Here is a 24,066-nt window from a genome sequence, read left to right on the forward strand (position 1 = left end):
CGATCGCGCTCACGGTCGTCGCGTCATAGGTCCGCAGGCCACAGCGGCTATTTCTTGGGTGAATTTCTCTTTGTCGGACGTGACGCCGCTTTGGCCACGCTCTTCTTTGTCACGACGGGCTTGGCACTCTTCGCACCCGACGTCTTCTTGACGTTGCTCTTACTGGCTGCGACGGCTGGCTTCTTCGCAGCTGGCGCGGCCTTCTTCGAAGTCGGCGCGACTTTGGCAACAGGTTTCTTCGCGGATTTGGCAGCCCGCTTCGGTTTCTTTGCAATCACCGTCTCAAAAGCCGGACCAGCGCCGATGGCTTCGACACCTTTGTTCAAAAACTTCTCCGGCGCCCAGGCATTCTGAAAATGCGCCACCATTTCCCGGAAGACTTCACTCTGCTCCAGCATCAATGAAAACAAGTCATGTTTCTTCGACTTGTCCTTTTTATGCGATTTGTCTTTGCCCATGATCCAGCCCCGACAGTGGTGAGAATTCAATGTAACCGAGGCACGAGCGCTTTGCCACGAGCCATTAGCGACACTCGCGCCGTGCGAGCCGTTGAACGTTTCCAGGTGGTGGTGGTGACCACTCAGCTCGCCCGATGCGCTGAAGCATATCGAGGCTAGCGGCGCTAGGGCGCGGCATACCGTGGCATCGACCGGTTGAGGCCCCCACCGAAAGCGGACATGACTGCCTGCGAGGCTATTGGCAGCAAGACCTCTGCTGCTGAATCGGTGGACACGGCATGCTGCCGTACGAGCAGAACACGCAGCAATCGCCGGCTTGAGGGCGGAGTAGCTCGCCGCAACCCGTGCACTCGTAGAAAAACTGGCAGGCATCGGTCGGCATGGTTTCAGTGGCCTGGTGGCCGCAATGCGGACAGGTCAACGTGCTCTGCAGAACCGGTTGAGTCTTCATGGGGTTTTTACGATGAACCAGGCGAACGACACTCGCGCAAACGAGAACTCGTGCCAGCTTACATCCGTTCGTGCTTTTTCTAGCGTGAGCCGCGCTTGGCGCCATCAGCGCCATACAGCTTGTGATAGAGCTGGCTCACCTGCTGTTCCAGCTCGCCGCCTTGATGGGATTTGTTGAAGGCGTCGTTGAGTTGTTTCTCGGCGAGATGAACGTGACGCAGGAATCGCCTGGTGTCGTTCGAGAGACCGAGCTCGGTCATCTGTTGTTCCAGGCTGGCCTCATTATCCGCAGCGAGTGCCTGCGGGTTTCCTGATGCGGTTTCGGTGACCATGGGCGTGTCGGAGCTGATGTTCTTGGGGCTGATGTCATTCATGACATTCACCACGCAAGACGCTTGCCAGCACGGCCATGACCTCGGCGCCATGTGGGCTCGCCGGCCCCGCATGCCGCCCCGACGCCCCTATCCGCACGAAGGGCGACATCAGGCGATACGGCCTGGACGGGATCTGCCGAGCCCGCCTCCGCCAGATGACGACAAAAACTGCCCTTGTTTGACACCCACGGTCAGGGAAACCCATCCCAGGGGTCATTCCGCGTTTTCCGCCCCGGCCATCACTGGTACACGTGCAACCGGCCGATCGTCCATGCATGGTAGGACTCCAGCAGACCCGGCACGGCGCAGTCGTCGTACAAGCCGTTGCAGCGCCGGCGCAACTCGGCCGCCGCGGAGAAGTACGGATCGGTCGGCACACCGGCGACCTGCAGCACTACGCTGGGCAGGAACGCGATGTCGAGCATCGGGTAATTGGGGATCGGCGCGCCGGTGAAGTTGCTCTTCAACATGTAGTAGGTGAGATAGTCGCGGTACGGCCCCAGCGCGGGCGGCAAGCTGCGCGACAGCGCACGTATCTGTCCACCGAAGGACGGCTGATGGTCGCCGAAATGCACCAGCACGGTCGGCTCCGGGCGATCGAGGAAGTCGTGTTCCAGCCCGCGCATCGCCGTATCCGAATCATGCAGGCGCGACAGATAGGTGTCGAAATTCAGCCCCGCGTCCTTCGACAGCCCGCGCAGCAGGTTGCGATAGGCCAGCGGCAAGCTGGACATCGGATCATCGTCGTGCGGCCCATGCTGGTTCAACGTCAGGATCATGATGAACACCGGCTGCCCCGGCTTCCTGATCTTGTCGTACATACGCTTGGCGGCGGCGAACATCTGCGCGTCGCTTTCCTCCCATTCCTCCAGGCCCAGCTCGCTGGCGCCGTACAGATGGTCGAAGCCATAGGCCCGATACGCGTTGCTGCCGTTGATGAAGCTCGCTTCGGTCGGATAAATGCCGATGCTGAGGTAGCCAAGCCGGCGCAGCTGGAGTGCCAGCGCATCGTGGATTTTCGGCGCCAGCACATATGGCGCATACATGCCGCCGGGACCGAAGATGTCCTGCGGCATGCCGGTCAACGCGGCGAACTCGCTGACCCAGGTGCCGCCGCCGAAGGTGTGCACGCGCAACACGCCATGCGCGCGCGTGCGCACATCCGGCCGGAACATATCCAGGCGGCACGGCGGTACGTTGCAAACGTCGTAGATCGACGGGTCGAACGTGCTCTCCTCCAGCACTTGCACGATGTCCGGATACGGCGGATGCGTGCTGCCGGGTTCACCCTGCGCGGTATTGCTCCAGTCCTGTTCGGCGACCGTCTCGCTGGCCATCGCCGGCAGCTTGACCGCGGCATCACGGAAGGTGACGAAGAAATTGGTCAGCTGCGCATCGTCAGACAGCTTCTCCCACACATTGCGCGAATGCACCTGCGCGAACGGCCCCGTCGGCAGCATGCACAGCCAGAACGCCAGCGTGCCCAGCACGATGCCGCCGAGGCGCACGCCAGCGGCGTGCCGCGGCCGCAGCCCCGCCAGCATGCGCCAGTCCCAGCGCCACGCCAGGTAGAGCAGCGGCGGCACGAGTACGCACAGGCCGATGCCCAGTGTGTACAGGTGCGGATAATGGGCCAGCGTATCGAGCAGGCTGGTGCGCACGTAGTAGATGAAATCCGACGGCATCAGTTGCGAATCGAGATAACGCAGCTTTATCGTCGAAATGAATTTCAGCGCCAGAAACAGGCCGCCGCTGACCAGCAACGCCGTGGCGAAACGGCCAAACGCAAACAGCAGTACGCCGAACGTGCACAGCATCAGCCCCGCGATGAAGCCTTGCTGCAACAGCAACGGCTCCTGCCATGCGGTGAGCGCGATGCAGACGCCGAAGAAAATCAGCGCGCACAGCGATACTGCACTGGTTCGCACAAGACGTAACGAGATTCGAGGCATGGGTGGACAGTCCCCCTGAAGGACCTTATGTCACTGGAATGACATCTTACGGTCTTGCGCCGGTAGCAGACAGGAAACGTCGCCACGGCGTTCCACTGGCGTTGGGTATCGCCGCCCGGCCGGGGCGGCAAACGGCCATGGCGATCTGTTAGTTTTCACGGGCTGAACCCGCCCGCTTCACGGACCCGCCATGCCGACACGCCTGCCTCGCTTCGCCACCCTGCTGCTTGCCCTGACACTGGCCCTGCTGGCCGGCTGCGCCAGCCACTCCTGGAGGGCCGGCAAGACACCCGAGGGCGCCCGCGCGAAGGTGGCGATCCTGGAGACCACCGACGTCCATGCCAATGTGCTGAGCTACGATTATTACAAGCTGAAGCCGGACGACTCGCTGGGCTACGAACGTACGGCCACGCTGATCCGCCGCGCCCGCACGGAATTCCCCAATACCTTCCTGTTCGACAGCGGCGACACCATCCAGGGCAGCGTACTGGCCGATTACCAGGCGTTGGCGAAGCCGCTCGGCTGCGACCAGGAACTGGCGATCTATCGCGCGATGGACGCGATCGGCTACGACGGCGGTACCGCCGGCAATCACGAATTCAACTACGGCCTCGGCTTCCTGTCGCAGGTCACCGGCACGCCGATGAACGTGGATGGCGCCCACCCGGATCGCTGCGCCGGCCCACACTTCCCGCTGGTGCTGGCCAATGTCTACAGCACCCGCGATGGCGCGCCGATCTTCAAGCCGTGGACGATCGTCAGCAAGACCATCGACGCGTATACCCCGGATGGCAGCAAGATCCGCGTACCGTTGCGGATCGGCATCATCGGCTTCACGCCGCCGCCGATCATGGAATGGGACAAACAGAAGCTGGCCGGCAAAGTCAGCGTCAGCGGCGTGGTCGAGGCAGCGCAGAAGTACCTGCCGCAACTCCAGGCGCAGCATCCCGACCTGATCGTGGCGATCCTGCATGGTGGCCTGGACACCTCGCCGTACACCCCGCAGATGGAAAACGCCGGCTGGTACCTGGCCGGGGTACCCGGCATCAACGTGCTGCTGCTCGGCCATTCGCACACCGAATTCCCCGGCCCGCATTACGCCGGCATGAAAGATGTCGACGCACGACTTGGTTTCGTCCGTAATGTGCCCGCGGTCATGGGCGGTTTCTTCGGCAAGGATCTGGGCGTGATCCAGCTGGTGCTGAACCGCCAGCAGGATCGCTGGGTGGTCGATCTGGACAATACGCACAGCGAGGTGCGTCTGATCTGCCCGCTCAAATCAGGCAAGGACAAATCGGGCAGGGAAAAGGGCTCGTGCGTACCGGCCGATCCCGAAATCGCGCCACTCGTGCAGCAGACGCATGAGGCCGCGATCGCCTACGTCAACACGCCGATCGGCGAAAGCACCGTGCGCATGAGCAGCTACTTCGCCGACCAGGGCAACATGACCGCGCTGGCGCCGATCAACGCCGCCCAGGCCGACTACGTGCGCACCGAACTGCCCCGGCTGCATCCGGAACTGGCCGACGTGCCGGTGCTGTCCGCCGCCGCCGCGTTCCGCACCGGCTTCGGCGGCCCCGATGACTACACCGACGTCGCCGCCGGCCCGCTCACCTTGCGCAGCGCCGCCGACCTGTACTTCTATCCGAACACGCTGGCTGCGGTGAAATCCGATGGCGCCGGCCTCAAGGCGTGGCTGGAAAAATCCGCCGAACGCTTCAACCGCATCGACCCGGCGAAGACCGGCGAACAGTCGCTGGTCAACGACCATTTCCCCGGCTTCAACTTCGACCAGATCCAGGGCGGCATCCACTACGTCATCGATGTGTCCAAACCGGTTGGCCAACGCATCACCTCGTTGACGTATCGCGGCAAACCGGTCGCCCCAACGGAGCCCTTCATCATTGTCACCAACAACTACCGCGCCAGCGGCGGCGGCAGTTTTCCGGGCCTCGACGGTCGCAGCATCGTGCTGGCGGCACCGGACGGGACCCGCGAGATCCTGGCCAAGTGGCTGCAGCGCCGGCACCAGATCGGTACCGGTGATCTCGAACCGACCTCATGGAAGTTCGCGCCGCTGAAGACGCACGGCCCGGTGGTGTTCACCGCAGCCAGCGGCAAGCAGGACGTGGCGCGCGCGGCCGGCGTCGATCGGATCCATCAAGTGAAGGATCACGGCGACGGCACGGCGACTTACGCGATCGATTTGTCGCACTGATGACGGTGCATGCACCGCCGTCAGCAGCTCTCCAGGCCGAAGCCATTCGGCGCCCGAAGATCCCTCACCCGAGCAGCGACGCATTGTCGATGACGAAGCGGTATTTCACGTCACTCTTCAACATGCGCTCGTAGGCCTTGTCGATATCCTGCACCGGTATCATCTCGATGTCGGCGACGATGTTCTTCTCGGCGCAGAAATCCAGCATTTCCTGGGTCTCGGCGAGGCCGCCTATCATCGAGCCGGCTATCGCGGTCCGCCTGAAGATCAGGTTGCCCACGCTCGGCGAGGGATGCGCATGTTCCGGCACACCGACCAGCACCAGCGTGCCATCGCGCTTGAGAAGTCTGGTGTAAGCATCGAGGTCGTGGCTGGCCGCAACCGTGTCGAGGATGATGTCGAACGTGCCCGCCTGTCGGGCCATTTCATCGGCGTCGCGCGATACCACCACTTCGTCCGCACCCAGATCAAGCGCATCCCGCCGCTTGCTTTCCGACGTGGTGAAGGCGACGGTGTGCGCACCCATGGCGTGCGCGATCTTCACACCCATGTGGCCCAGACCGCCGATGCCGACGATGCCGACTTTCTTGCCCGGTCCGGCCTGCCAGTGCCGTAGCGGCGAATACGTGGTGATGCCTGCGCACAGCAACGGCGCGACGGCGGCGAGCTGTTCCTGCGGGTGGCGGATTTTCAGCACGAACTTGTCGCTGACCACGATGCGCTGCGAATAGCCGCCCAGCGTGTGTCCCGGCGCATCCGGTGTCCGGCTGTTGTAGGTGGCCACGAAGGCGTTTTCGCAGTACTGCTCCAGCCCTTCCGCGCAGGACGGGCAATGCTGGCAGCTGTCGACCAGACAGCCCACGCCCACGGTATCGCCTAGCTTGAATCGCTTGACGTTCGATCCGACGGCGCTGACCTGTCCGACGATCTCGTGACCGGGCACACAGGGATACAACGTGCCGGCCCATTCCGAACGCACGGTGTGGAGGTCGGAATGACATACGCCGCAATAAGCGATATCGATCTGCACATCGTGCCGCCCGGGAGTCCGCCGTTCGATATCCATCGATTCGAGCGGTTTGTCGGCGGCAAGGGCGCCATAGGCTTTGGTCGTCATGCGAATGGATCCTTCGGCTTGTAGATAGAGAATGGTCAACGGTAGCGCACGCCAGTCAGAACGAGAAAGCGAGCGTGCGGCTTAGGCCGGCGGACCGGCCAGGTATTCTTCGTCGGTGACTTTCTGCAGCCACTCCACGGCCTTGCCATCCAGCGCCTCCTGAATGGCGATGTGGGTCATCGCTGTGGTCGGCGTTGCACCGTGCCAATGCTTGTGGCCCGGCGGGCACCAAATCATGTCGCCCGCATGGATCTCGACGATGGGTCCTCCCTCGCACTGCGTCCAGCCCTTGCCCGTTGTGACAATCAGCGTCTGCCCCAGCGGATGCGTGTGCCAGGCGCTGCGCGCACCGGGCTCGAAGGTGACGATGCCGCCACCCACACGCGAACTGCCGGTGCGTTGGAACGGCATGTCGATGCGCACGTTGCCGGTGAAATACTCGGCAGGTCCCTTGATGGATGGCTGCGAACCGTTTCTGCTGATTTCCATGGTCGTTCTCAGATGGATGAAGTGAGCGCTAGAGATGAACGAACTCGGCCTCTTTCGCTCATGTGTCATCGGTTCTTATCGGCCTGGGTCTCTGCGGCCGAGGTACCCTCGTTGATCACCCTCAGCGCATTCAAGCTGCGTGGATAACCGATAAAGGGCAAAAGCTGCGTGATCGTGGCGATGAGTACCTGACGGTCGTTGCCGACGGCCAGGTTCCCCGCGACGTGGCCGGCCAGCTGAGGTTCGCAGCCGCCGAGTGCGGCAAGAGTCGCGAACGTCAGCAGTTCGCGTGTCCGCAAGTCCAGGCCGTTGCGCGTGTAGTAGTCGCCGAAGCAGTTGGCGGAAAGGAAACGCTGGATGTGCATCTGATCCGCCGGCGACTGCGCGTACATCGCATCGATGCGATCGCCGAAGATGCGCTTCTGTGCTTCCAGTCCTTTGTCGGACCGCGTCGCCGCCGTCGTGGTCGCCTGCTCCGGCAGCGGCAAGTCGATGCCGCGGCTCCGCAGCACCTCATGGGTGGCGTGCAGAAAATCGAACGCCCTGGCCATGCCCACGTACGGCACGGACTGATACAGGATCTCCCTGGCCTCCACCGGTGTCACGCCGACGTTGAGCGCGCCGTCCAGCATGACGCGGTATTCGTTCACGGCCTGGCAGGCGATCAGGGCCGCCAGTTGCACCATCAGGCGCAAACAGACATCCATGCCAGTCGCTTCGATGACCTCGTCGAACGCCCAGTTGTCGAAAATTTCGATCAGCTCGGGGTCGGTGACCTTCAGTGTCGAGACGTGGCCTGGAAACAGTTGATCGTGATGGCGCCGCGCCGCTTCAGTGATCGTCATCATGTTGCCTCGTTCCATCACTTGCCCGCGCGTGCGGCGAGGTGGGCGGGATAACGATCGCCCTGCACGTGGATCTGACTCACGGCATCCTCTATCTGGCGCAGATCATCCTTGTTCAATGCGATCGCCGCGGCGCCGATGTTTTCCTGCAGGCGATGCCGCTTGGTGGTGCCGGGAATCGGTACGATCCACGGCTTCTGCGCGAGCAGCCAGGCAAGCGCGATCTGCGCGGGCGTCGCCTGCTTGCCGGCGGCGATCCTGCCCAGCAGATCGACCAGCGCCTGATTGGCCTGGCGCGCCTCGGGCGAGAAGCGCGGCACGATATTGCGAAAGTCGTCCTTGGCGAACGAGGTGGTCGCGTCGATCTTGCCAGTCAGAAATCCCTTGCCAAGCGGACTGAACGGTACGAAGCCGATGCCCAGCTCCTCGCAGGTCGGCAGCACGTTCTTCTCCGGATCGCGCCACCACAGCGAATATTCGCTTTGCAGCGCCGCGACCGGCTGCACGGCGTGCGCAAGACGGATCGACTGCACGCCGGCTTCCGATAGGCCGAAGTGCCTGACCTTGCCTTCCGCGATCAGATCCTTGACCGTGCCGGCCACGTCCTCCATCGGCACATTCGGGTCGACGCGGTGCTGATAGAACAAGTCGATGCGGTCGGTCCTGAGTCGCTTGAGCGACGCTTCGGCGACCTCGCGGATGCGCGCCGGCCGGCTGTCCATGCCCGCCGACGAATTACCGTCCTTGAAACCGAACTTGGTGGCGATCACCAGCTGGTCGCGAAACGGCGCCAATGCCTCGCCGACCAGTTCCTCATTGGTGAACGGACCGTAGGCCTCGGCGGTGTCGAAGAAGGTTACGCCGGCTTCGACCGCCTGCCGAAGCAAGGCGATCGCATCCTGTTTCTCCATCGCAGCGCCATAGGCGAAGTTCAAACCCATGCAACCAAAACCGAGGGCCGATACTTCCAGGCCGCTCTTGCCGAGAGTGCGCTTTTCCACGGTCATGCTCCTGCCAAAAAGGGAATGCCCGTAGTTTGTGCCGCGAGCACTTGCCTGATTAGACGGCGCAATTCGAATGCACTTATGATTTGTATTCATCAATTGGTGCCAGGCGCATGCCTCGCGAGAACTACAACGACTTGCTGGCCTTCCTGACGGTGGCGCGCGAACGGAGCTTCACCCGCGCCGCCGCGCAACTGGGTGTGTCCCCATCCGCGCTCAGCCACACCATCCGCGGGCTGGAAGCCCGGCTCGGCCTGCGCCTGCTCACCCGGACCACACGCAACGTCGCTCCCACCGAGGCAGGTGAGCGGCTCTTTCGGGAGCTGGCGCCCAACTTCGGCGATATCGATGCGGCCCTGGCGAACCTGAGCGAGCTGCGCGACAAGCCCAGCGGCACCTTGCGCATCACCACCGGAGAACACGCCGCCACGACAATTCTCTGGCCGGCGCTGCGGAAGCTCTTGCCGGCGTATTCAGACATCCACGTCGAGGTCATCTCCGACTCCGCCCTGATCGATGTGGTCGCCCAGCGCTTCGATGCGGGCATCCGTCTAGGCGAGCAGGTGGCCAAGGACATGGTCGCCACACCCATCGGTCCGCCGATGCGGATGGCCGTCGTCGGCGCGCCCGATTACCTCGCTTCACGTCCGCCCGTGCATACCCCGCGCGATCTCACCGGGCACGACTGCATCAATATCCGCTTCCTTACCCACGGTGGACTTTACGCGTGGGAGTTCGAGCGGGACGGCCATGCTCTGAACGTTCGTGTGGAAGGTCGACTTGCCTTCAACAGCAGCGGGCAGATCCGTACGGCGGCTCTCGACGGCTTCGGTCTGGCGTGTCTGCCGGAAGACATGGTCTTGGCGGATATCGCGGCAGGCAGGCTCGAACGCCTGCTGGGCGACTGGTGCCCGCCGTTTCCCGGCTACCACCTCTACTACCCGAGCAGACGCCACCACTCGCCGGCGTTTTCGCTGCTGGTGGAGGCATTGCGCTACCCGTGAGGCCGCGCCGTGCGGACGAAGAGCCTTATCGAGGTTCCCTTATCTTCGTTCTCGACCCACTATTACGTATTCCGCCCCGCTACCGAGCGCGGGATTTGCGCCAGTAAGGACTGTTCATGATCCATCACCCATGGCGACGAGCCTTCGCGCTTGCCGTTTTGCTCTTCGCGACCCAGGCCGCGTTTGCGCAGACACCGAAAACCGTACTGCTGCAGGATCTCACCTGGACCGAGCTGCGCGACCAGATCCAGGCCGGCAAGACCACCATCATCATCCCGATCGGCGGTACCGAGCAGAGCGGCCCCGATGTTGCGCTGGGCAAGCACAACGCGCGTGCAGCGTGGTTGTCGCAGCGGATTGCGGAGGGGCTGGGCAATGCACTCGTCGCACCGGTCATCGCCTATGTTCCGGAAGGCAGCTATGCACCGCCGACGGCGCATATGCGCTTTCCCGGAACCATCACCATCCCGGACGACGTGTTCGAGAAGATGCTGGAGTCCGCCGCGAATAGTTTTGCCGTGCATGGTTTCCGCAACATCGTCTTCCTGGGCGACCATGGCGGCTACCAGAAAGATCTCCAGCGAGTAGCCGCCCATCTCAACAAGACCTGGTCCGGCTCGGCGGCACGGGCCTTCGCGCCGCCGGAATACTACGCAACCAGCTCGGACGGTTACGCGCAGATCCTGCGTCAGCGGGGTTATCGCGACGATGAAATCGGCACCCATGCGGGCCTTGCCGACACGTCCCTGCAACTTGCCGTCGCGCCGCAGATGGTCAGGCTGGATCGATTGCACAGCAGCGCGAAGCTCGGGCCCGCGGACGGCGTCTATGGCGGTGACCCGCGCCGCGCCAGCGCAGCACTGGGCCGGCCGGGTATCGACGCGATCGTGTCGCGCACGGTCGATGCCATCAGGAAGGACACCGCTGGGCGATAATGCGACGCCGACACCCGACTCCTCCCCCCTATTTATCGATAACGAAGATCGCCATGACTCCACGTCCCCCTCGTTTTTTCCGGATCGCCGCGTGTGTTGGCGTCGCTCTGGCAGGCACATGCATCACTTCCATCGCCACGGCCGCACAGTCCGTGACCACCGTGGCCGGCATGCCCGCCGTGGTGAACGCCAGCAACATGTACAGCGAGGCCGGCGTCAATCACCTGAGCCCGGCGGTGGTCGACGCGTTGCCGCGGATCTACGTCCCTAACCTGCGTTCGAACACGGTCTCCGTGATCGACCCGGCGAAGTTCAAGGTGGTCGATACGTTTCCCGTCGGCCACAGCCCGCAGCACGTGGTCCCGGCATGGGATCTGAAGACGCTGTGGGTAACCAACAACGCCGAGGGCCATAACGACGGCAGCCTCACTCCGATCGACCCGAAGACCGGCAAGCCGGGCGCGGCGATCGCGGTGGATGATCCCTACAACATGTACTTCACGCCGAACGGCAAGGAAGCGATCGTGGTGGCGGAGTCGCATGCGCGGCTGGACTTCCGCGATGCGCATACGATGGCGTTGCACAACAGTCTGTCCGTGCCGGAGTGCAAGGGCATCAATCACGCCGATTTCTCGATCGACGGCAGATACGCGATCTTCACCTGCGAATTCGGCGGCAAGCTGGCCAAGATCGACATGGTCAAGCGCAAGGTGGTGGGCTATCTCCTGCTCGACAAAAAGGGCATGCCGCAGGACATCCGCATCTCGCCCGACGGCAAAGTGTTCTACATCGCCGACATGATGGCGGACGGGGTTTTCCTGGTCGACGGCGACAGCTTCACCAGGATCGGTTTCATCGCGACCGGCGTCGGTACGCACGGGATGTATCCGAGCCGGGACGGCACGAAGCTGTATGTCGCCAATCGCGGCTCCAATCGCATACACGGCAAGCGCCACGGCAAGGGCAGCGTGTCGGTGATCGATTTCGCCACGCGCAAGGTCGTCGCGAACTGGCCGATCCCGCGCGGCGGCAGTCCGGACATGGGCAATGTCAGCGCCGACGGCAAGCTGCTGTGGCTGTCCGGGCGCTTCGACGATGTCGTCTACGCGTTCGACACCACCACCGGCGCGGTCAGATCCATCAAGGTCGGCGCCGAGCCGCACGGACTGGCCGTCTGGCCGCAGCCCGGGCGTTATTCGCTGGGCCACACCGGGATCGTGCGTTGAGCTGTGACCAGCAGGCCGCATAAACGGTTTCCTTGAATCTGCGACGCTCAATTGTCAGCCCAGGAGAGATGGCATAAGCATCGATCCACTCTGCGATGCGGAAATCGTCGCTTCCTGGGGCAGGAACGCGGTGCCGTGGATCGCCGCCGTGCGCGAGCGACAGATCGAGAGCCGTCGGCTGGTCACCGATCGAGCGATCGTCGAGGCCACGCTGGGCCGTTCGCCGCGCTCGGTGCTCGACCTCGGCTGCGGCGAGGGCTGGCTCGCCCGTGCACTTGCCGCCACCGGCATCGCCGTGATCGGGATCGATGCGATTCCCGCCCTGATCGAACAGGCCAGGCGGGCCGGCGGTGGCGACTTCCGCGTGATGTCGTATGAGGACGTGGCTGCAGGCCGGCTCAGCGAGCCGGTCGACGCCGTCGTGTGCAATTTCGCGCTACTGGGCAACGAATCCGTCGCCGGTTTGTTTGGTGTCATCCGGTCGCTGCTGAACCCACATGGCAGCTTGCTGATTCAGACCCTGCATCCGGCCATCGCGTGTGGCGACCATCCCTACCAGGATGGCTGGAGGAAAGGCTCGTGGGCTGGTTTCAACGCCGACTTCGGCGATCCGGCTCCCTGGTATTTCCGGACTCTGGAAAGCTGGATCAAACTTTTTCCCGAGCATGGCCTGCGCCTGCTGGAGATGCGCGAGCCGTTGCATCCGCAGACACAGAAGCCCGCGTCGGTGATCTTCATTGCGCAGGTGGCGGATTGACCGGTGCGGCATGGATATAACAAAAAGTTGCAAATGAATCTGTTGACCGCAGCGCAGCAATCCCTCTAAGGTCGGTTCCATGTCGCCGCTTTCCACGCCAGCACGCATGCACTCCGCCCCGGCCTCCGCCGGGCATGTGCCGTTGCCGGCTGGCGTCAACATTCGTTCCTTCGCCACCACGATTACGATTACCACCACGACTCGGTCGGGGTGGGTGTCCGTGCGCGAATAGGTTCTTCACTACGCAACGGCCCCGCCCTCGATGAGGCGGGCCGGTGCACTCCCCAAGCACAAGCCGATCCGCCAGCGAGCACGGGCCTCAACTGGAGGTCATCGTGAACATCTGTGCGTCCGAACTTGCCGAACATTCGCCGCGGCTCCTGCTTCCTCTACCGGCATCGGTGACGACTCCTCGTCGGCGCATGCTGCGCGTCGGCGTGATCGGTCCGGGCCGGGTCGGCAGCGCCTTGCTGGAACAGTTGCGGGCGGCGCAGCCGCGACTGCTTCGCGACAACGGGCTGGAACTGCGGCTGTGCGGCGTGGTGGCCAGCAAGCGCATGTGGCTGGACTGCGACGATGCCGAACTGAACGGCCGCCACGGCGGCGCGCAGATCTGGCGGCCAAACGACCTGGACGCGTTTGCCGAACACGTGCGCGGCAACGACGGCCGGCACGCGCTGCTGATCGATTGCAGCGCGAACGATGATGTGGCCGCGCACTATCCCCGCTGGCTCGCCGCCGGCATGCACGTGGTGACGCCGAACAAGCTCGCCGGCAGCGGACCGTTGTCGCGCTGGCAGGCCATCCGCGCGGCCTGCGCCAGCGGCGCACGCTTCCGCTACGAAGCCACAGTATGCGCGGGCCTGCCGGTGGTGCAGACGCTGCGCGATCTGCTCGACACCGGCGACGAACTGCTCGCGGTGGAGGGCATGTTCTCCGGCACGCTGGCGTGGCTGTGCAACCGCCATGATGGACAGCAGCCATTCTCGGCGCTGGTGCGCGAGGCGCATGCGCTGGGCTACACCGAACCGGATCCGCGCGACGACCTGTCCGGTATGGACGTGGCGCGCAAGCTGGTGATCCTGGCACGCGAAGCGGGCTGGCCGCTGTCGCTGGAGGACGTGGCGGTGGAGAGTCTAGTGCCACGCGCGCTGGCCGCCCTGCCGCTCGAAGACTGCCTGCAGCGACTGCACGAACTGGACGCGCTGATGTCGATCCGGCTCGCCGAGGCGACCACTGCCGGTGGTGTGCTGCGTTATGTCGCCAGCCTCGACCGTCACGGCCGTGCCCGCGTCAAGCTGGTCGTCCTGCCCGCGAAGCATCCGTTCGCGCATACACGGCTCACCGACAACATCGTGCAATTCACGACACGCCGTTACTGCGACAATCCCCTGTCGGTGCAAGGCCCCGGCGCCGGTCCCGAGGTGACCGCCGCCGGCGTGTTCACCGATCTGCTGCGCATTGCCGAGTCGCTGGAGGTGCGCGCATGAACTCTGATTTCTTGGGTACCGACTTCCTCGGTACCGACCTGCTGGAACCCGTCATGGCTGCACCGCGTCGCCCCAAACTTCCCCAGGTCGCCTGCGCCTTCGCACCTGCCAGCGTCGGCAACGTGGGTGTGGGTTTCGACCTGCTCGGCCACAGCCTGGCCGGTGCCGGCGATCGCGCCGAGGTGCGCCGCATCGACGAACCGGTGGTACGCATCGCGGCGATCCGTGGCTGCGTCACCGAACTGCCAACCGACCCGCGCCAGAACACGGCAGGCGTCGCCCTGCTCGCGCTGCGCAAGGCGTTGGGCCTGCAGCACGGCTTCGAGCTGATCCTGCACAAAGGCATTGCGCTGGGTTCGGGCATGGGCGGTTCGGCCGCATCCTGCGTGGCTGCGCTGGTGGCCGCCAACGCTTTGCTGGCGCAGCCGCTTCCGCGTGAATCGCTATACGGTTTCGCGCTGGACGGCGAGACCGTGGCCAGCGGCAGCCGGCATGGCGACAATCTCGGCTCGATGCTGCTCGGCGGCCTGGTGCTGGCCACCCACGAGCGCCTGCTGCGTATCCCGGTGCCGGCCGACTGGCATTGCGCGCTGGTGCATCCCCACGTGGTGCTGGAAACGCGCAAGGCGCGTGCGGCGCTGGCCGGGCACTACGCGCTGGGCGAGTTCGTCGCGCAAAGCTCCAACCTCGCCCTGGTGCTGGCCGGCTGCTATCGCGGCGACGCTGCGCTGGTGCGTGAGGGTCTCAAAGATGTTCTGGTGGAACCGCGTCGTGCACCGCTGATACCCAACTTCGCGCGGGTGAAACAGGCCGCGCTGGATCATCACGCGCTGGGCGCCAGCATTTCCGGCGCCGGTCCCAGCGTGTTCGGCTGGTACGACAACCGCGCCGACGCCGAAACCGCCGTCACCGCTATGCAGGCCGCGTTCGCCGAGGTCGGGCTGGACAGCGATGTGTGGGTGTCGCCGGTCGACGGGCCGGCGGCGGCGTTGATTCCCTCGCTCGAGGCCGATGCATGAGCAATATGGAACCGTTGCGCTATCACAGCACGCGCAGCGTCGACCCTGTCGTGCCGATCAGCCAGGCCATCGCCGCCGGGCTCGCACCCGATGGCGGCCTTTACGTGCCAGAAGCATTGCCATCGATCGATCCGGCCGCCTTCGACCCGTACAACTCGCTGGCCGGCACCGCAGCCACCTTGCTCGCGCCGTTCTTCGCCGGCGATCCGCTCGCCGACGATCTGGGGGCGATTTGCGCCGAGGCGTTCACGTTCGACGCGCCGCTGCACGCATTACCCGCCCATCCCGCCACGCTAATGCTGGAGCTGTTCCATGGCCCGACCTCGGCGTTCAAGGATTTCGGCGCACGCTTCCTCGCCGCCTGCCTGCGCCGGCTGCCGCGCCTCGATGCCCGGCCGCTGACCATCCTGGTCGCCACCTCGGGCGACACCGGCGCCGCAGTGGCGGCGGCGTTCCATCGCCAGCCGAACGTACGCGTGGTGATCCTGTATCCCGACGGACGGGTCTCGCCACGCCAGGCACACCAGCTCGGCTGCTTCGGCGACAACGTCAGCGCGCTGCGCGTGGCCGGCCGCTTCGACGACTGCCAGCGCATGGTCAAGGCCGCACTCACCGACAGCAGCTTGCAGGCGCAACTGCCGCTGTCCTCGGCCAACAGCATCAGCCTCGGCCGCCTGCTGCCGCAAATGAGCTACTACGCGCATGCGGCGCTGGGCTGGTGGCGCGAACACGGCACGCCGCTGAACTTCATCGTGCCCACCGGCAACCTCGGCAACGCGCTGGCCTGCCTGTGGGTGCGCAAGCTGGGCCTGCCCATCGGCACCGTTCGGCTGGCCTGCAACGCCAACGCCACCTTGCCCGACTATTTCGCCGGCGCCGACTACGCACCTCGCGAAGCCGTGGCCACGCTGGCGAATGCCATGGACGTTGGCGCACCGAGCAACTTCGAGCGGCTGCGCTGGACCTTTCCCGATGAAAACCATCTGCGCGATCTGCTGCAGGCACACAGCGTCGACGATGCGGCCATCCGCGACACCATCGCCAGCCATGCTCAAGAACACGGCGAGGTGTTCTGTCCGCACACCGCCACCGCGATGCACCAGCTCGATCACCTGAGAAAGGCAGGCGATCACTCGCCTTGGGCGGTCGTCGCCACCGCGCATCCAGCCAAGTTCGAGAGCGTGGTGGAGCCGCTGATCGGCCATTCGGTCGAAGTGCCGCCAGCACTCGCTGCGATGCTGGCGCGCTCGGCCCACGCCGAACCGCTGCCATCAGATGACGACGCGCTCGTAGCCTGGCTATCGAGCCACTAGCAAGACATGGGCAGACCGGGCCGGTCCAGGGAAAGCCCGGTCACTCTGACTACCGTGGCACGAGCGCTATCTCGCTTTTTCCAGTGACATCAGCGCCTGCGCACGCACCAGCTTTTCCAGTACGGCCCGGTCGACGCAGGTGATCGGCGCTACCTCGCCGAATGTCAGCCGGCTGAGCCTTGTCTGCGTGATCTGGGCCATCAGCAGGCTGGTGATCTCCGGCTGCGTCAAACGCAGATGCAATGTGAACAGCGCCTCATCCACGACTCGCTCCTCTCCATGGCCACGTCAAGCGCTCCGGGTGCGGCGTCAGAGGCTGCCATGGCGCTCGTGCAGGAGAGCCCGACAAACTGTGGCGCGCCACTCATATTCGCCATTTGCGATTGCCATTGTCAACCATTTCAGCTTGGATTTATGACGTACTGCGGGTGCAACACTCGGCAGGCACATGAGTCTCAAAGCATCCGCTTCCAGCCACTTTGGGCAACGCCTTCAGCAGGCGCTCGACCGCACGATGATTCCTCCCGGTCGACAGCGCACGACGGCGCTGGCCAACTACTACGCCATCGCCCGCGAGACGGCACGACTGTGGCTGGCTGGCCGTGCCATCCCCGAACTCGGCCGATTGATCGAGATCGCCGACGATTGCCGGGTCAGCCTGAACTGGCTGGCGACGGGGCGCGGCCCGATGGTGGTACCGCCGTCGCTCGGCGAGGAAGCCAGGAACTACGAGGTGCTGAGCCCGGACGAGCAGAAGGTGCTCAAAGCCGTCCGCAAGCTCTCGGTCAAACGCCGCCAGGGCTTGCTGGCCCTGCTCGATGCGCGCGACTGAGCAGGCGGTAATGCAGCCTCGTGCACGGCACCGTTCCGCTGCGCAAAAACCGGGTGAACCTGAGGAAGCCGCAGCGTGCGTAAGTGCTTGGACGGCTAGCCGTCCAAACCGCATCCGGCATGCTTAGAAGTTTTCGTCATAATAAAAACAGTTGACAGCTCCGTGCGACCTGCCTTAGGGTCAACCACATGTCGCAGCGCAACAGCCACCGCCGCATCACCGAAAACAATCGTCTCGCGACGATTGCCGGTCTGCTGCAGGTTCGCGGCACGCTCCTTCTTGCCCTTGTACTCGTACTCCTTATTACCAACGGAGGTGCGGGCTGAGGGCATGTGTCCAGGTAACTAAGCAATAACCTGAAGACTCCCAAAGAACCCCGCACCGGCAACGGCGCGGGGTTTTTTGTTGCCCTCGGCTCGCATCAGCGGAGCCAGCGATGAACCCCGATTCAGACGTAACAGCAACAACCTCCGGCAGCATTCGCGCTGCCGACGACCGCGTGCGCATCTTCGACACCACCTTGCGCGACGGCGAGCAGGCGCCCGGCTTCTCGATGGACCGGCGCACCAAGTTGCGCATTGCACAAGCGCTGGAGGCACTTGGCGTCGACGTGCTGGAAGCGGGTTTCCCGCAGGCCTCGCCGGATGATTTCGCCGCCGTGGCCGAGATCGCACGCACCCTGAAGACCACCACGGTGTGCGCGCTGGCACGTTGCCAGAGCGGCGATATCGACAGCGCCGCACGCGCACTGGAACAGGCGCGGCATGCGCGCATCCATGTGTTCCTGTCGACCAGCCCGCTGCATCGCGAACACAAGCTGGGTATGAGCAAGGCCCAGGTGGTCGATGCCGCGGTGGCCGCGGTGGAACAGGCTCGCACGCGGTGCCACGAGGTGGAGTTCTCCGCCGAGGATGCGCTTCGCACCGAACCCGAATTCCTCGCCGAGGTGTTCAGCGCCGTCGTTGCCGCCGGCGCCACCACGCTGAATGCACCGGACACGGTGGGCTACACCACGCCCGCCGAGATCGTCGAGTTGTTCACCTACCTGCGCCGGCATGTGCGCGATGCGGACAAGGTGATCTTCTCCAGCCATTGCCATGACGACCTCGGCATGGCGGTGGCCAACAGCCTGGCCGCGGTGAGCGCCGGCGCGCGCCAGGTGGAATGCACCATCAACGGCATCGGCGAACGCGCCGGCAACGCCGCGCTGGAAGAGATCGTGATGGCGCTGAAGGTGCGCGCGCCGCACTTCGGCGTCGGCACCCGCATCGACACGCGCCGCCTGTATCCCACCTCGCGCCTGCTGACCCAGCTGACCGGCCAGGCCGTGCCGCGCAATAAGGCGATCGTGGGCGACAACGCGTTCGCGCACGAATCGGGCATCCACCAGCACGGCATGCTCAAGCATCGCGGCACCTACGAAATCATGCGTCCGCAGGACGTCGGCATCGCCGAGACACGGCTGGTGCTGGGCAAGCACTCCGGCCGCGCTGCGCTGCGCCAGCGGCTGGAGACGCTGGGGCACACGCCGGATGACGGGGCGCTGGACGCGATCTTCGCGCGCTTCAAGACGCTGGCCGACAAGAAGCGCGAAGTGCACGACGAGGATCTGGAAGCGATCGCACTGGGCCTGGATCCGGATGCGGCCGGCCCGTGGCGATTGGTGCAACTGAACACCAGCACGCATCTGGGCGGCAGCGCCTCAGCGTCGGTGAAGCTGCGTCACGACGACGGTCGCGAGGTCGGCGAAGCGGCGATCGGCGATGGCCCGGTCGATGCCGTGCTGCGCGCGATCGAGCGCGCCACCGGCAGCGACCTGCAGCTGACCGATTTCCAGGTACGCGCCGTCAGCGAAGGCGGCGACGCGCAGGGCCAGGCCCAGCTCACCGCCCGCCATGCCACCCGCGAATGGCGCGGCCACGGTGTCAGTACCGACATCGTCGAAGCCACCGCGCTGGCCGCGCTGGCCATCGTCAACCGTATCGAACGACAGACGCCGGCCACCCCGCCGGTCGCCGTCGCCAACCTGTAAGGAGCCGTCATGAGCAACACGCCCTTCCTCTGGCACAACGGTCGCATCAAGCCCTGGGCCGATGCCAGCGTCCATGTCAGCACGCATGCCCTGCACTACGGCTCCTCGGTGTTCGAGGGCGAGCGCGTCTACGCCACGCCGCAAGGCCCGGCGTATTTCCGGCTGGCCGAACACACGCGCCGGCTGTTCGAATCGGCGGCGATCTATGAGATCGAGATCGGTTACAGCGAGGACGAGATCAACGCGGCCTGCTTGGAGCTGATCCGCGCCAACGCCATGCGCTCGGCTTACGTGCGGCCCATCGTGTTCCGCGGCGCCGGCGGCCTGGGCGTGCTGCCGAAGGGCGGCTCGCCGGTCGAGGTGGCGATCATGGCGCTGGACTGGGGCGCGTATCTGGGCGATGCGGTGGAAAAAGGCGCGGACGTGTGCGTGTCCTCGTGGCATCGCCCCGCACCGAACACCTTGCCGAGCTGGGCCAAGGCCGGCGGCAACTACCTCAGCAGCCAGCTGATCGGACTGGAAGCGCGACGCGGTGGTTACGACGAAGGCATCGCGCTGGGCCACAACGGCTTGCTCAGCGAAGGCGCCGGCGAAAATCTCTTCTTGGTCAAGCGCGGCAAGCTGCTCACGCCGCCGTCGAGCGCCGGCATCCTCGCCGGCATCACCCGCTACAGCGTGCTCACGCTGGCTGCCGATCTCGGCATCACCGTGGAAGAGCGCGACCTGCCCCGCGAGGCGCTGTACACCGCCGACGAAGTGTTCATGACCGGCACCGCCGCCGAGATCACGCCGGTGCGCTCGGTGGATCGCAAGGTCGTCGGCCCGGGTACGCCCGGCCCGATCACCAGGCAATTGCAGCAGGCGTTCTTCGGCCTGTTTGACGGCCGTACTGAAGACCGTTGGGGTTGGTTAACGCCGGTGCATGCCGCCGTCACCGCACAGGAGGCTGCATGAGCGGCAAGACCTTATTCGAGAAAGTATGGAACGCGCATGTCGTCGTGCCCGAAACCACCGACACGCCGGCGGTGCTCTACGTCGACCTGCATCTGGTGCACGAGGTGACTTCGCCGCAGGCGTTCAGCGAGCTGCGCGAACGTGGCCTGCCGTTGCGTCGTCCCGATCGCATGCTGGCCACGCTGGATCACTCCACGCCGACCTTGCCGACGAATGCCGACGGCAGCCGCCCCTACGCAAACGCCGAAGCGCAGGCGCAAGTGACTCAGCTGGAAACGAACTGCCGCGAGTTCGGCGTCGAACTGCACGGCTGGGACAGTGCCGATCGCGGCATCGTGCACGTGATCGGCCCGGAACTGGGTGCTACCCAGCCCGGCATGACGATCGTCTGCGGGGACAGCCACACGTCCACGCACGGTGCGTTCGGCGCGCTGGCGTTCGGCATCGGCACCACTGAGGTCGGCCACGTGATGGCGACGCAGTGCCTGCTGCAACGCAAGCCGAAGACCATGGCGATTCATGTGGACGGCCAGTTGCCACCAGGTATCGGCGCGAAGGATCTGATCCTGCACATCATCGGCACGATCGGCGTCGACGGCGGCACCGGCTATGTACTCGAGTACCGCGGTGCGGCGATCGAGGCGCTGTCGATGGACGAGCGCATGACCGTCTGCAACATGTCGATCGAAGCCGGCGCACGCGCGGGACTGATCGCGCCGGACGAGACCACCTTCGCCTGGTTGAAGGGACGTCCGCGCGTGCCGCAGGGCGCCGCGTGGGATGCCGCGGTGAAACGCTGGCGCGCCTTGCGCAGCGACGACGACGCCACCTACGACCACCAGGTGCGCATCGACGCCACCGCGGTGAAACCAACGGTCACCTACGGCACCCATCCGGGCATGGCGATCGCGATGGACGCGCCGGTGCCGGCCGCCACCAATGCGCAGGAACGCCGCGCGCTGGAGTATATGAAAAGCGAAGCGGGCAAGCCGATGCAGGGCACGCCGGTCGACGTGGTGTTCGTCGGCAGCTGCACCAACTCGCGCCTGTCCGATCTGCGCGAGGCCGCCAACGTGCTGCGCGGCCGCCGCGTCGCCGACGGTGTGCGCATGCTGGTCGTGCCCGGCTCCGAAGCGGTGCGCCGCGATGCCGAGCGCGAGGGGTTGCATCAGATATTCACCGCCGCCGGCGCCGAGTGGCGTGTGCCGGGTTGCTCGATGTGCATCGCCATGAATGGCGACCTGGCACAGCCGGGCCAACTGGTGGTGAGCACCTCCAACCGCAACTTCGAAGGCCGCCAGGGCAAGGGCGCACGCACCGTGCTGGCCAGCCCGGCCACTGCCGCCGCATCTGCATTGGCCGGCCGCATTGCCGATCCGCGCGAATACCTGGTGGAGGTGGCGGCATGAACGGAGCACATGTTCTACCCCCTCTCCCCCACGGGGAGAGGGCTGGGGTGAGGGGCCAATCTTGCGGAGCACGCGCATCGAAGCGCGCTTCGATCAACACCACCGCGAGCACCCGCCCCTCATCCGCCCCTTCGGGGCACCTTCTCCCCGGCGGGGAGAAGGGACTTTGCCCTTCGGAGGTTTTCTGATGAAGCCCATCACCCGCATCCACTCGCGCACCGCTGTGCTGGCCGACGAGAACATCGATACCGACCGCATCATCCCCGCGCGCTTCCTCACCACCACCACCCGCGAAGGGCTGGGCAAGCTGTGTTTCCACGACTGGCGCTACCAGGCAGACGGCAGCGACAACCCCGCCTTTCCGCTGAACCAGCCGCAGGCGCAAGGCTGCTCCATCGTCGTGGCGGGGCGCAATTTCGGCTGCGGCTCCTCGCGCGAACACGCGCCGTGGGCGCTGCTCGACTACGGCGTGCGGGCTGTGCTGTGCAGCGAGATCGCGGACATCTTCCGCGGCAACGCGCTGAAGAACGGCTTGCTGGCGATCGTGATCGACGAGCTCGAGCACCGCTGGCTGCTCAAGCATCCCGGCATCGAGCTGGTGATCGACGTGCGCGGCCAGTTCATCGCGCTGCCCGACGGCGGCCGCATTCCGTTCCGGCTGGAGCCGTTCGCGCGGCACTGCCTGCTCAACGGCGTCGACCAGCTCGGCTACCTGCTGCAACACACCGACGCGATCACTCACTACGAACAACAGGAGAAAGCAGCATGAAGGCGCACATCGTCACCTTGCCCGGCGATGGCGTCGGCCCCGAAGTCACCGCCGCCGCGGTCGCCGTGTTGAAAACCGTAGCCGCACGCTACGAGCACGTGTTCACGTTCGACGAGCAACTGATCGGTGGAGCCGCGATCGATGCCACCGGCGAACCGCTGCCGGCCGCGTCGCTGGCCGCCTGCCAGTCTGCCGATGCGGTGCTGCTGGGCGCGGTCGGTGGCCCGAAGTGGTCCGATCCGAACGCGAGCGTGCGTCCCGAACAGGGCTTGCTGGCGCTGCGCGCCGCGCTGGGCGTGTACGCGAACCTGCGCCCGCTGCAGGTGCATCCGGCACTGGCCAACCTGTCGCCACTGAAGAACGAGAAACTGAAAAACGTCGACGTGCTGTTCGTGCGCGAGCTGACCGGCGGCGCCTACTTCGGCGCGAAGACGCGCAGCGCCGACACCGCCACCGACGAATGCAAGTACACCGTCGCCGAAGTGGAGCGCGTGGTACGCCGCGCGTTCGAACTGGCACGCGGCCGCCGGCATCACCTCACCTCGGTGGACAAGGCGAACGTGCTGGAGACCTCACGCCTGTGGCGCAGCACCGTGCAGCGCATCGCCGCCGACTATCCGGACGTGAAGGTCGAGCACCAGCTGGTCGACTCGATGGCGATGCTGTTGCTGACCCAACCCAACCGCTACGACGTGGTCGTCACCGAAAACCTGTTCGGCGACATCCTCACCGACGAGGCCGCCGCGCTGGCCGGTTCGCTCGGCCTGCTGCCGTCCGCGTCGATGGGCGACGGCAAGGCCGGTTTGTACGAGCCGATCCATGGCTCCGCGCCGGACATCGCCGGCCAAGGCGTGGCCAATCCGGTCGGCGCGATCCTCTCTGTGGCACTGCTGCTGCGTCACTCGCTGGGCCTGGAAGCCGAAGCGATCGCCGTCGAAGCGTCGGTCGACCGGGTGCTGCGCCACGGCCCGCACAGCCGCGACATCGGCGGCACCGCGGGCACGGAAGCCGTGCGCGACGCCGTGCTCGCCGCGATCGAGGACCACGCCGACAGCACCGCCGCCTTCTTCAGCGGAGCACGCGCATGCGGCTGATGCGAATCACCAGCTTCCATCGACCCGGCTCTTATCAACCCGGCTCTTATCGACGTTTCCCCAGCGGATACACGGACGTGTCCGCCTTTTCTGCCGTCCCCTGCGTGTTCTCGGCACCGGATGCCCTCCGTGCGTTCCCAAGGCGCATGTTCCCGTCCGCTTCGCCATCCCCCGCACGCAGGGGACGCTTTTTTCATCAACCAACGAAGTCAGGGACGGCCTTGGGATGGCTCCATATTCCAAGTGCGCTTCGATCAGCTCGACCGCGAGCACCCGCCCCTCATCCGCCCCTTCGGGGCACCTTCTCCCCGATGGGGAGAAGGGA

At 65.1% G+C, this 24,066-nt stretch carries 24 protein-coding genes; 15 read left to right on the plus strand and 9 right to left on the minus strand.

Annotated features, from left to right (window positions below):
• Positions 1-47: 47 nt before the first annotated feature.
• The 4 genes from BUA26_RS07355 to BUA26_RS07370 form a co-directional block, all read right to left on the minus strand.
• On the minus strand, positions 48-458 hold the full coding sequence (locus BUA26_RS07355; RefSeq protein ID WP_072759164.1) for a hypothetical protein: 411 nt from the start codon (positions 456-458) through the stop codon (positions 48-50).
• Positions 459-693: 235 nt separating this feature from the next.
• Entirely contained in the window at positions 694-909 is a 216-nt protein-coding gene (locus BUA26_RS20705; RefSeq protein WP_072759166.1) for a GDCCVxC domain-containing (seleno)protein, read from the minus strand.
• A 79-nt stretch (positions 910-988) separates the two neighbouring features.
• Positions 989-1,282 (minus strand): hypothetical protein, encoded by a 294-nt coding sequence (locus BUA26_RS20710; protein WP_255368194.1) that lies wholly within the window; start codon positions 1,280-1,282, stop codon positions 989-991.
• A gap of 239 nt (positions 1,283-1,521) precedes the next feature.
• Positions 1,522-3,234: a sulfatase-like hydrolase/transferase gene (locus tag BUA26_RS07370; RefSeq protein ID WP_072759168.1), complete on the minus strand. Its 1,713-nt coding sequence runs from the start codon at positions 3,232-3,234 to the stop codon at positions 1,522-1,524.
• A 190-nt stretch (positions 3,235-3,424) separates the two neighbouring features.
• On the opposite strand from BUA26_RS07370, the gene BUA26_RS07375 reads away from it, so the two are divergent.
• On the plus strand, positions 3,425-5,452 hold the full coding sequence (locus BUA26_RS07375) for a bifunctional 2',3'-cyclic-nucleotide 2'-phosphodiesterase/3'-nucleotidase (RefSeq protein WP_072759170.1): 2,028 nt from the start codon (positions 3,425-3,427) through the stop codon (positions 5,450-5,452).
• A gap of 64 nt (positions 5,453-5,516) precedes the next feature.
• Here the strand turns inward: BUA26_RS07375 and BUA26_RS07380 are convergent, their stop codons facing one another.
• From BUA26_RS07380 to BUA26_RS07395, 4 genes are all read right to left on the minus strand, one after another.
• A complete protein-coding gene (locus BUA26_RS07380) occupies positions 5,517-6,569 on the minus strand; it encodes an NAD(P)-dependent alcohol dehydrogenase (protein WP_072759172.1) in 1,053 nt (350 codons plus the stop codon).
• A gap of 81 nt (positions 6,570-6,650) precedes the next feature.
• Entirely contained in the window at positions 6,651-7,058 is a 408-nt protein-coding gene (locus tag BUA26_RS07385; RefSeq protein WP_072759174.1) for a (R)-mandelonitrile lyase, read from the minus strand.
• Positions 7,059-7,123: 65 nt separating this feature from the next.
• Positions 7,124-7,906: a carboxymuconolactone decarboxylase family protein gene (locus BUA26_RS07390; RefSeq protein WP_255368195.1), complete on the minus strand. Its 783-nt coding sequence runs from the start codon at positions 7,904-7,906 to the stop codon at positions 7,124-7,126.
• 14 nt (positions 7,907-7,920) lie between these two features.
• The gene (locus BUA26_RS07395) at positions 7,921-8,904 is read right to left on the minus strand and encodes an aldo/keto reductase (protein ID WP_072760159.1); all 984 of its coding nucleotides are present in this window, start codon (positions 8,902-8,904) and stop codon (positions 7,921-7,923) included.
• A 116-nt stretch (positions 8,905-9,020) separates the two neighbouring features.
• On the opposite strand from BUA26_RS07395, the gene BUA26_RS07400 reads away from it, so the two are divergent.
• The 7 genes from BUA26_RS07400 to thrC all read left to right on the plus strand — a co-directional run bounded on the left by BUA26_RS07400 (position 9,021) and on the right by thrC (position 16,651).
• Positions 9,021-9,911, plus strand: coding sequence for a LysR family transcriptional regulator (locus BUA26_RS07400; protein ID WP_072759176.1), 891 nt, complete (start codon positions 9,021-9,023; stop codon positions 9,909-9,911).
• A gap of 116 nt (positions 9,912-10,027) precedes the next feature.
• Complete coding sequence (locus BUA26_RS07405; protein WP_072759178.1) at positions 10,028-10,846, plus strand: creatininase family protein; 819 nt, start codon at positions 10,028-10,030, stop codon at positions 10,844-10,846.
• A 53-nt stretch (positions 10,847-10,899) separates the two neighbouring features.
• Positions 10,900-12,072 (plus strand): YncE family protein, encoded by a 1,173-nt coding sequence (locus BUA26_RS07410; protein ID WP_072759180.1) that lies wholly within the window; start codon positions 10,900-10,902, stop codon positions 12,070-12,072.
• A gap of 130 nt (positions 12,073-12,202) precedes the next feature.
• Complete coding sequence (locus BUA26_RS07415; RefSeq protein ID WP_255368196.1) at positions 12,203-12,829, plus strand: class I SAM-dependent methyltransferase; 627 nt, start codon at positions 12,203-12,205, stop codon at positions 12,827-12,829.
• Between the two features lie 335 nt (positions 12,830-13,164).
• Positions 13,165-14,319 carry a homoserine dehydrogenase family protein gene (locus BUA26_RS07420; protein WP_072759184.1) on the plus strand — a complete coding sequence of 385 codons (1,155 nt, stop codon included), beginning with the start codon at positions 13,165-13,167 and terminating at the stop codon, positions 14,317-14,319.
• Between the two features lie 53 nt (positions 14,320-14,372).
• The gene (locus BUA26_RS07425; protein ID WP_072760163.1) at positions 14,373-15,338 is read left to right on the plus strand and encodes a homoserine kinase; all 966 of its coding nucleotides are present in this window, start codon (positions 14,373-14,375) and stop codon (positions 15,336-15,338) included.
• Positions 15,335-16,651 (plus strand): threonine synthase, encoded by a 1,317-nt coding sequence (gene thrC, locus BUA26_RS07430; RefSeq protein ID WP_083572900.1) that lies wholly within the window; start codon positions 15,335-15,337, stop codon positions 16,649-16,651. The genes BUA26_RS07425 and thrC overlap by 4 nt, the downstream gene beginning before the upstream one ends.
• A gap of 66 nt (positions 16,652-16,717) precedes the next feature.
• Here thrC and BUA26_RS07435 read toward each other — a convergent pair whose 3' ends face one another.
• A complete protein-coding gene (locus BUA26_RS07435) occupies positions 16,718-16,915 on the minus strand; it encodes a hypothetical protein (protein ID WP_072759186.1) in 198 nt (65 codons plus the stop codon).
• Between the two features lie 184 nt (positions 16,916-17,099).
• On the opposite strand from BUA26_RS07435, the gene BUA26_RS07440 reads away from it, so the two are divergent.
• The 7 genes from BUA26_RS07440 to leuB all read left to right on the plus strand — a co-directional run bounded on the left by BUA26_RS07440 (position 17,100) and on the right by leuB (position 23,741).
• Positions 17,100-17,483, plus strand: coding sequence for a helix-turn-helix domain-containing protein (locus BUA26_RS07440; protein WP_072759188.1), 384 nt, complete (start codon positions 17,100-17,102; stop codon positions 17,481-17,483).
• A gap of 188 nt (positions 17,484-17,671) precedes the next feature.
• On the plus strand, positions 17,672-17,809 hold the full coding sequence (locus tag BUA26_RS20425) for a hypothetical protein (protein WP_178368551.1): 138 nt from the start codon (positions 17,672-17,674) through the stop codon (positions 17,807-17,809).
• A 110-nt stretch (positions 17,810-17,919) separates the two neighbouring features.
• Entirely contained in the window at positions 17,920-19,515 is a 1,596-nt protein-coding gene (locus tag BUA26_RS07450; protein WP_072759192.1) for a 2-isopropylmalate synthase, read from the plus strand.
• 9 nt (positions 19,516-19,524) lie between these two features.
• A complete protein-coding gene (locus BUA26_RS07455; protein WP_072759194.1) occupies positions 19,525-20,469 on the plus strand; it encodes a branched-chain amino acid transaminase in 945 nt (314 codons plus the stop codon).
• Positions 20,466-21,878: a 3-isopropylmalate dehydratase large subunit gene (gene leuC, locus BUA26_RS07460; protein ID WP_072759196.1), complete on the plus strand. Its 1,413-nt coding sequence runs from the start codon at positions 20,466-20,468 to the stop codon at positions 21,876-21,878. Before BUA26_RS07455 ends, leuC begins: the two co-directional genes overlap by 4 nt.
• Before the next feature lie 187 nt (positions 21,879-22,065).
• Positions 22,066-22,647 (plus strand): 3-isopropylmalate dehydratase small subunit, encoded by a 582-nt coding sequence (gene leuD, locus BUA26_RS07465; protein WP_072759198.1) that lies wholly within the window; start codon positions 22,066-22,068, stop codon positions 22,645-22,647.
• Positions 22,644-23,741, plus strand: coding sequence for a 3-isopropylmalate dehydrogenase (leuB, locus tag BUA26_RS07470; protein ID WP_072759200.1), 1,098 nt, complete (start codon positions 22,644-22,646; stop codon positions 23,739-23,741). The genes leuD and leuB overlap by 4 nt, the downstream gene beginning before the upstream one ends.
• The last annotated feature ends 325 nt before the right edge of the window (positions 23,742-24,066 follow it).

Origin of the sequence: Rhodanobacter sp. OK091 (assembly GCF_900142825.1) — a bacterium.
In the GTDB taxonomy this organism is placed as follows: domain Bacteria; phylum Pseudomonadota; class Gammaproteobacteria; order Xanthomonadales; family Rhodanobacteraceae; genus Rhodanobacter.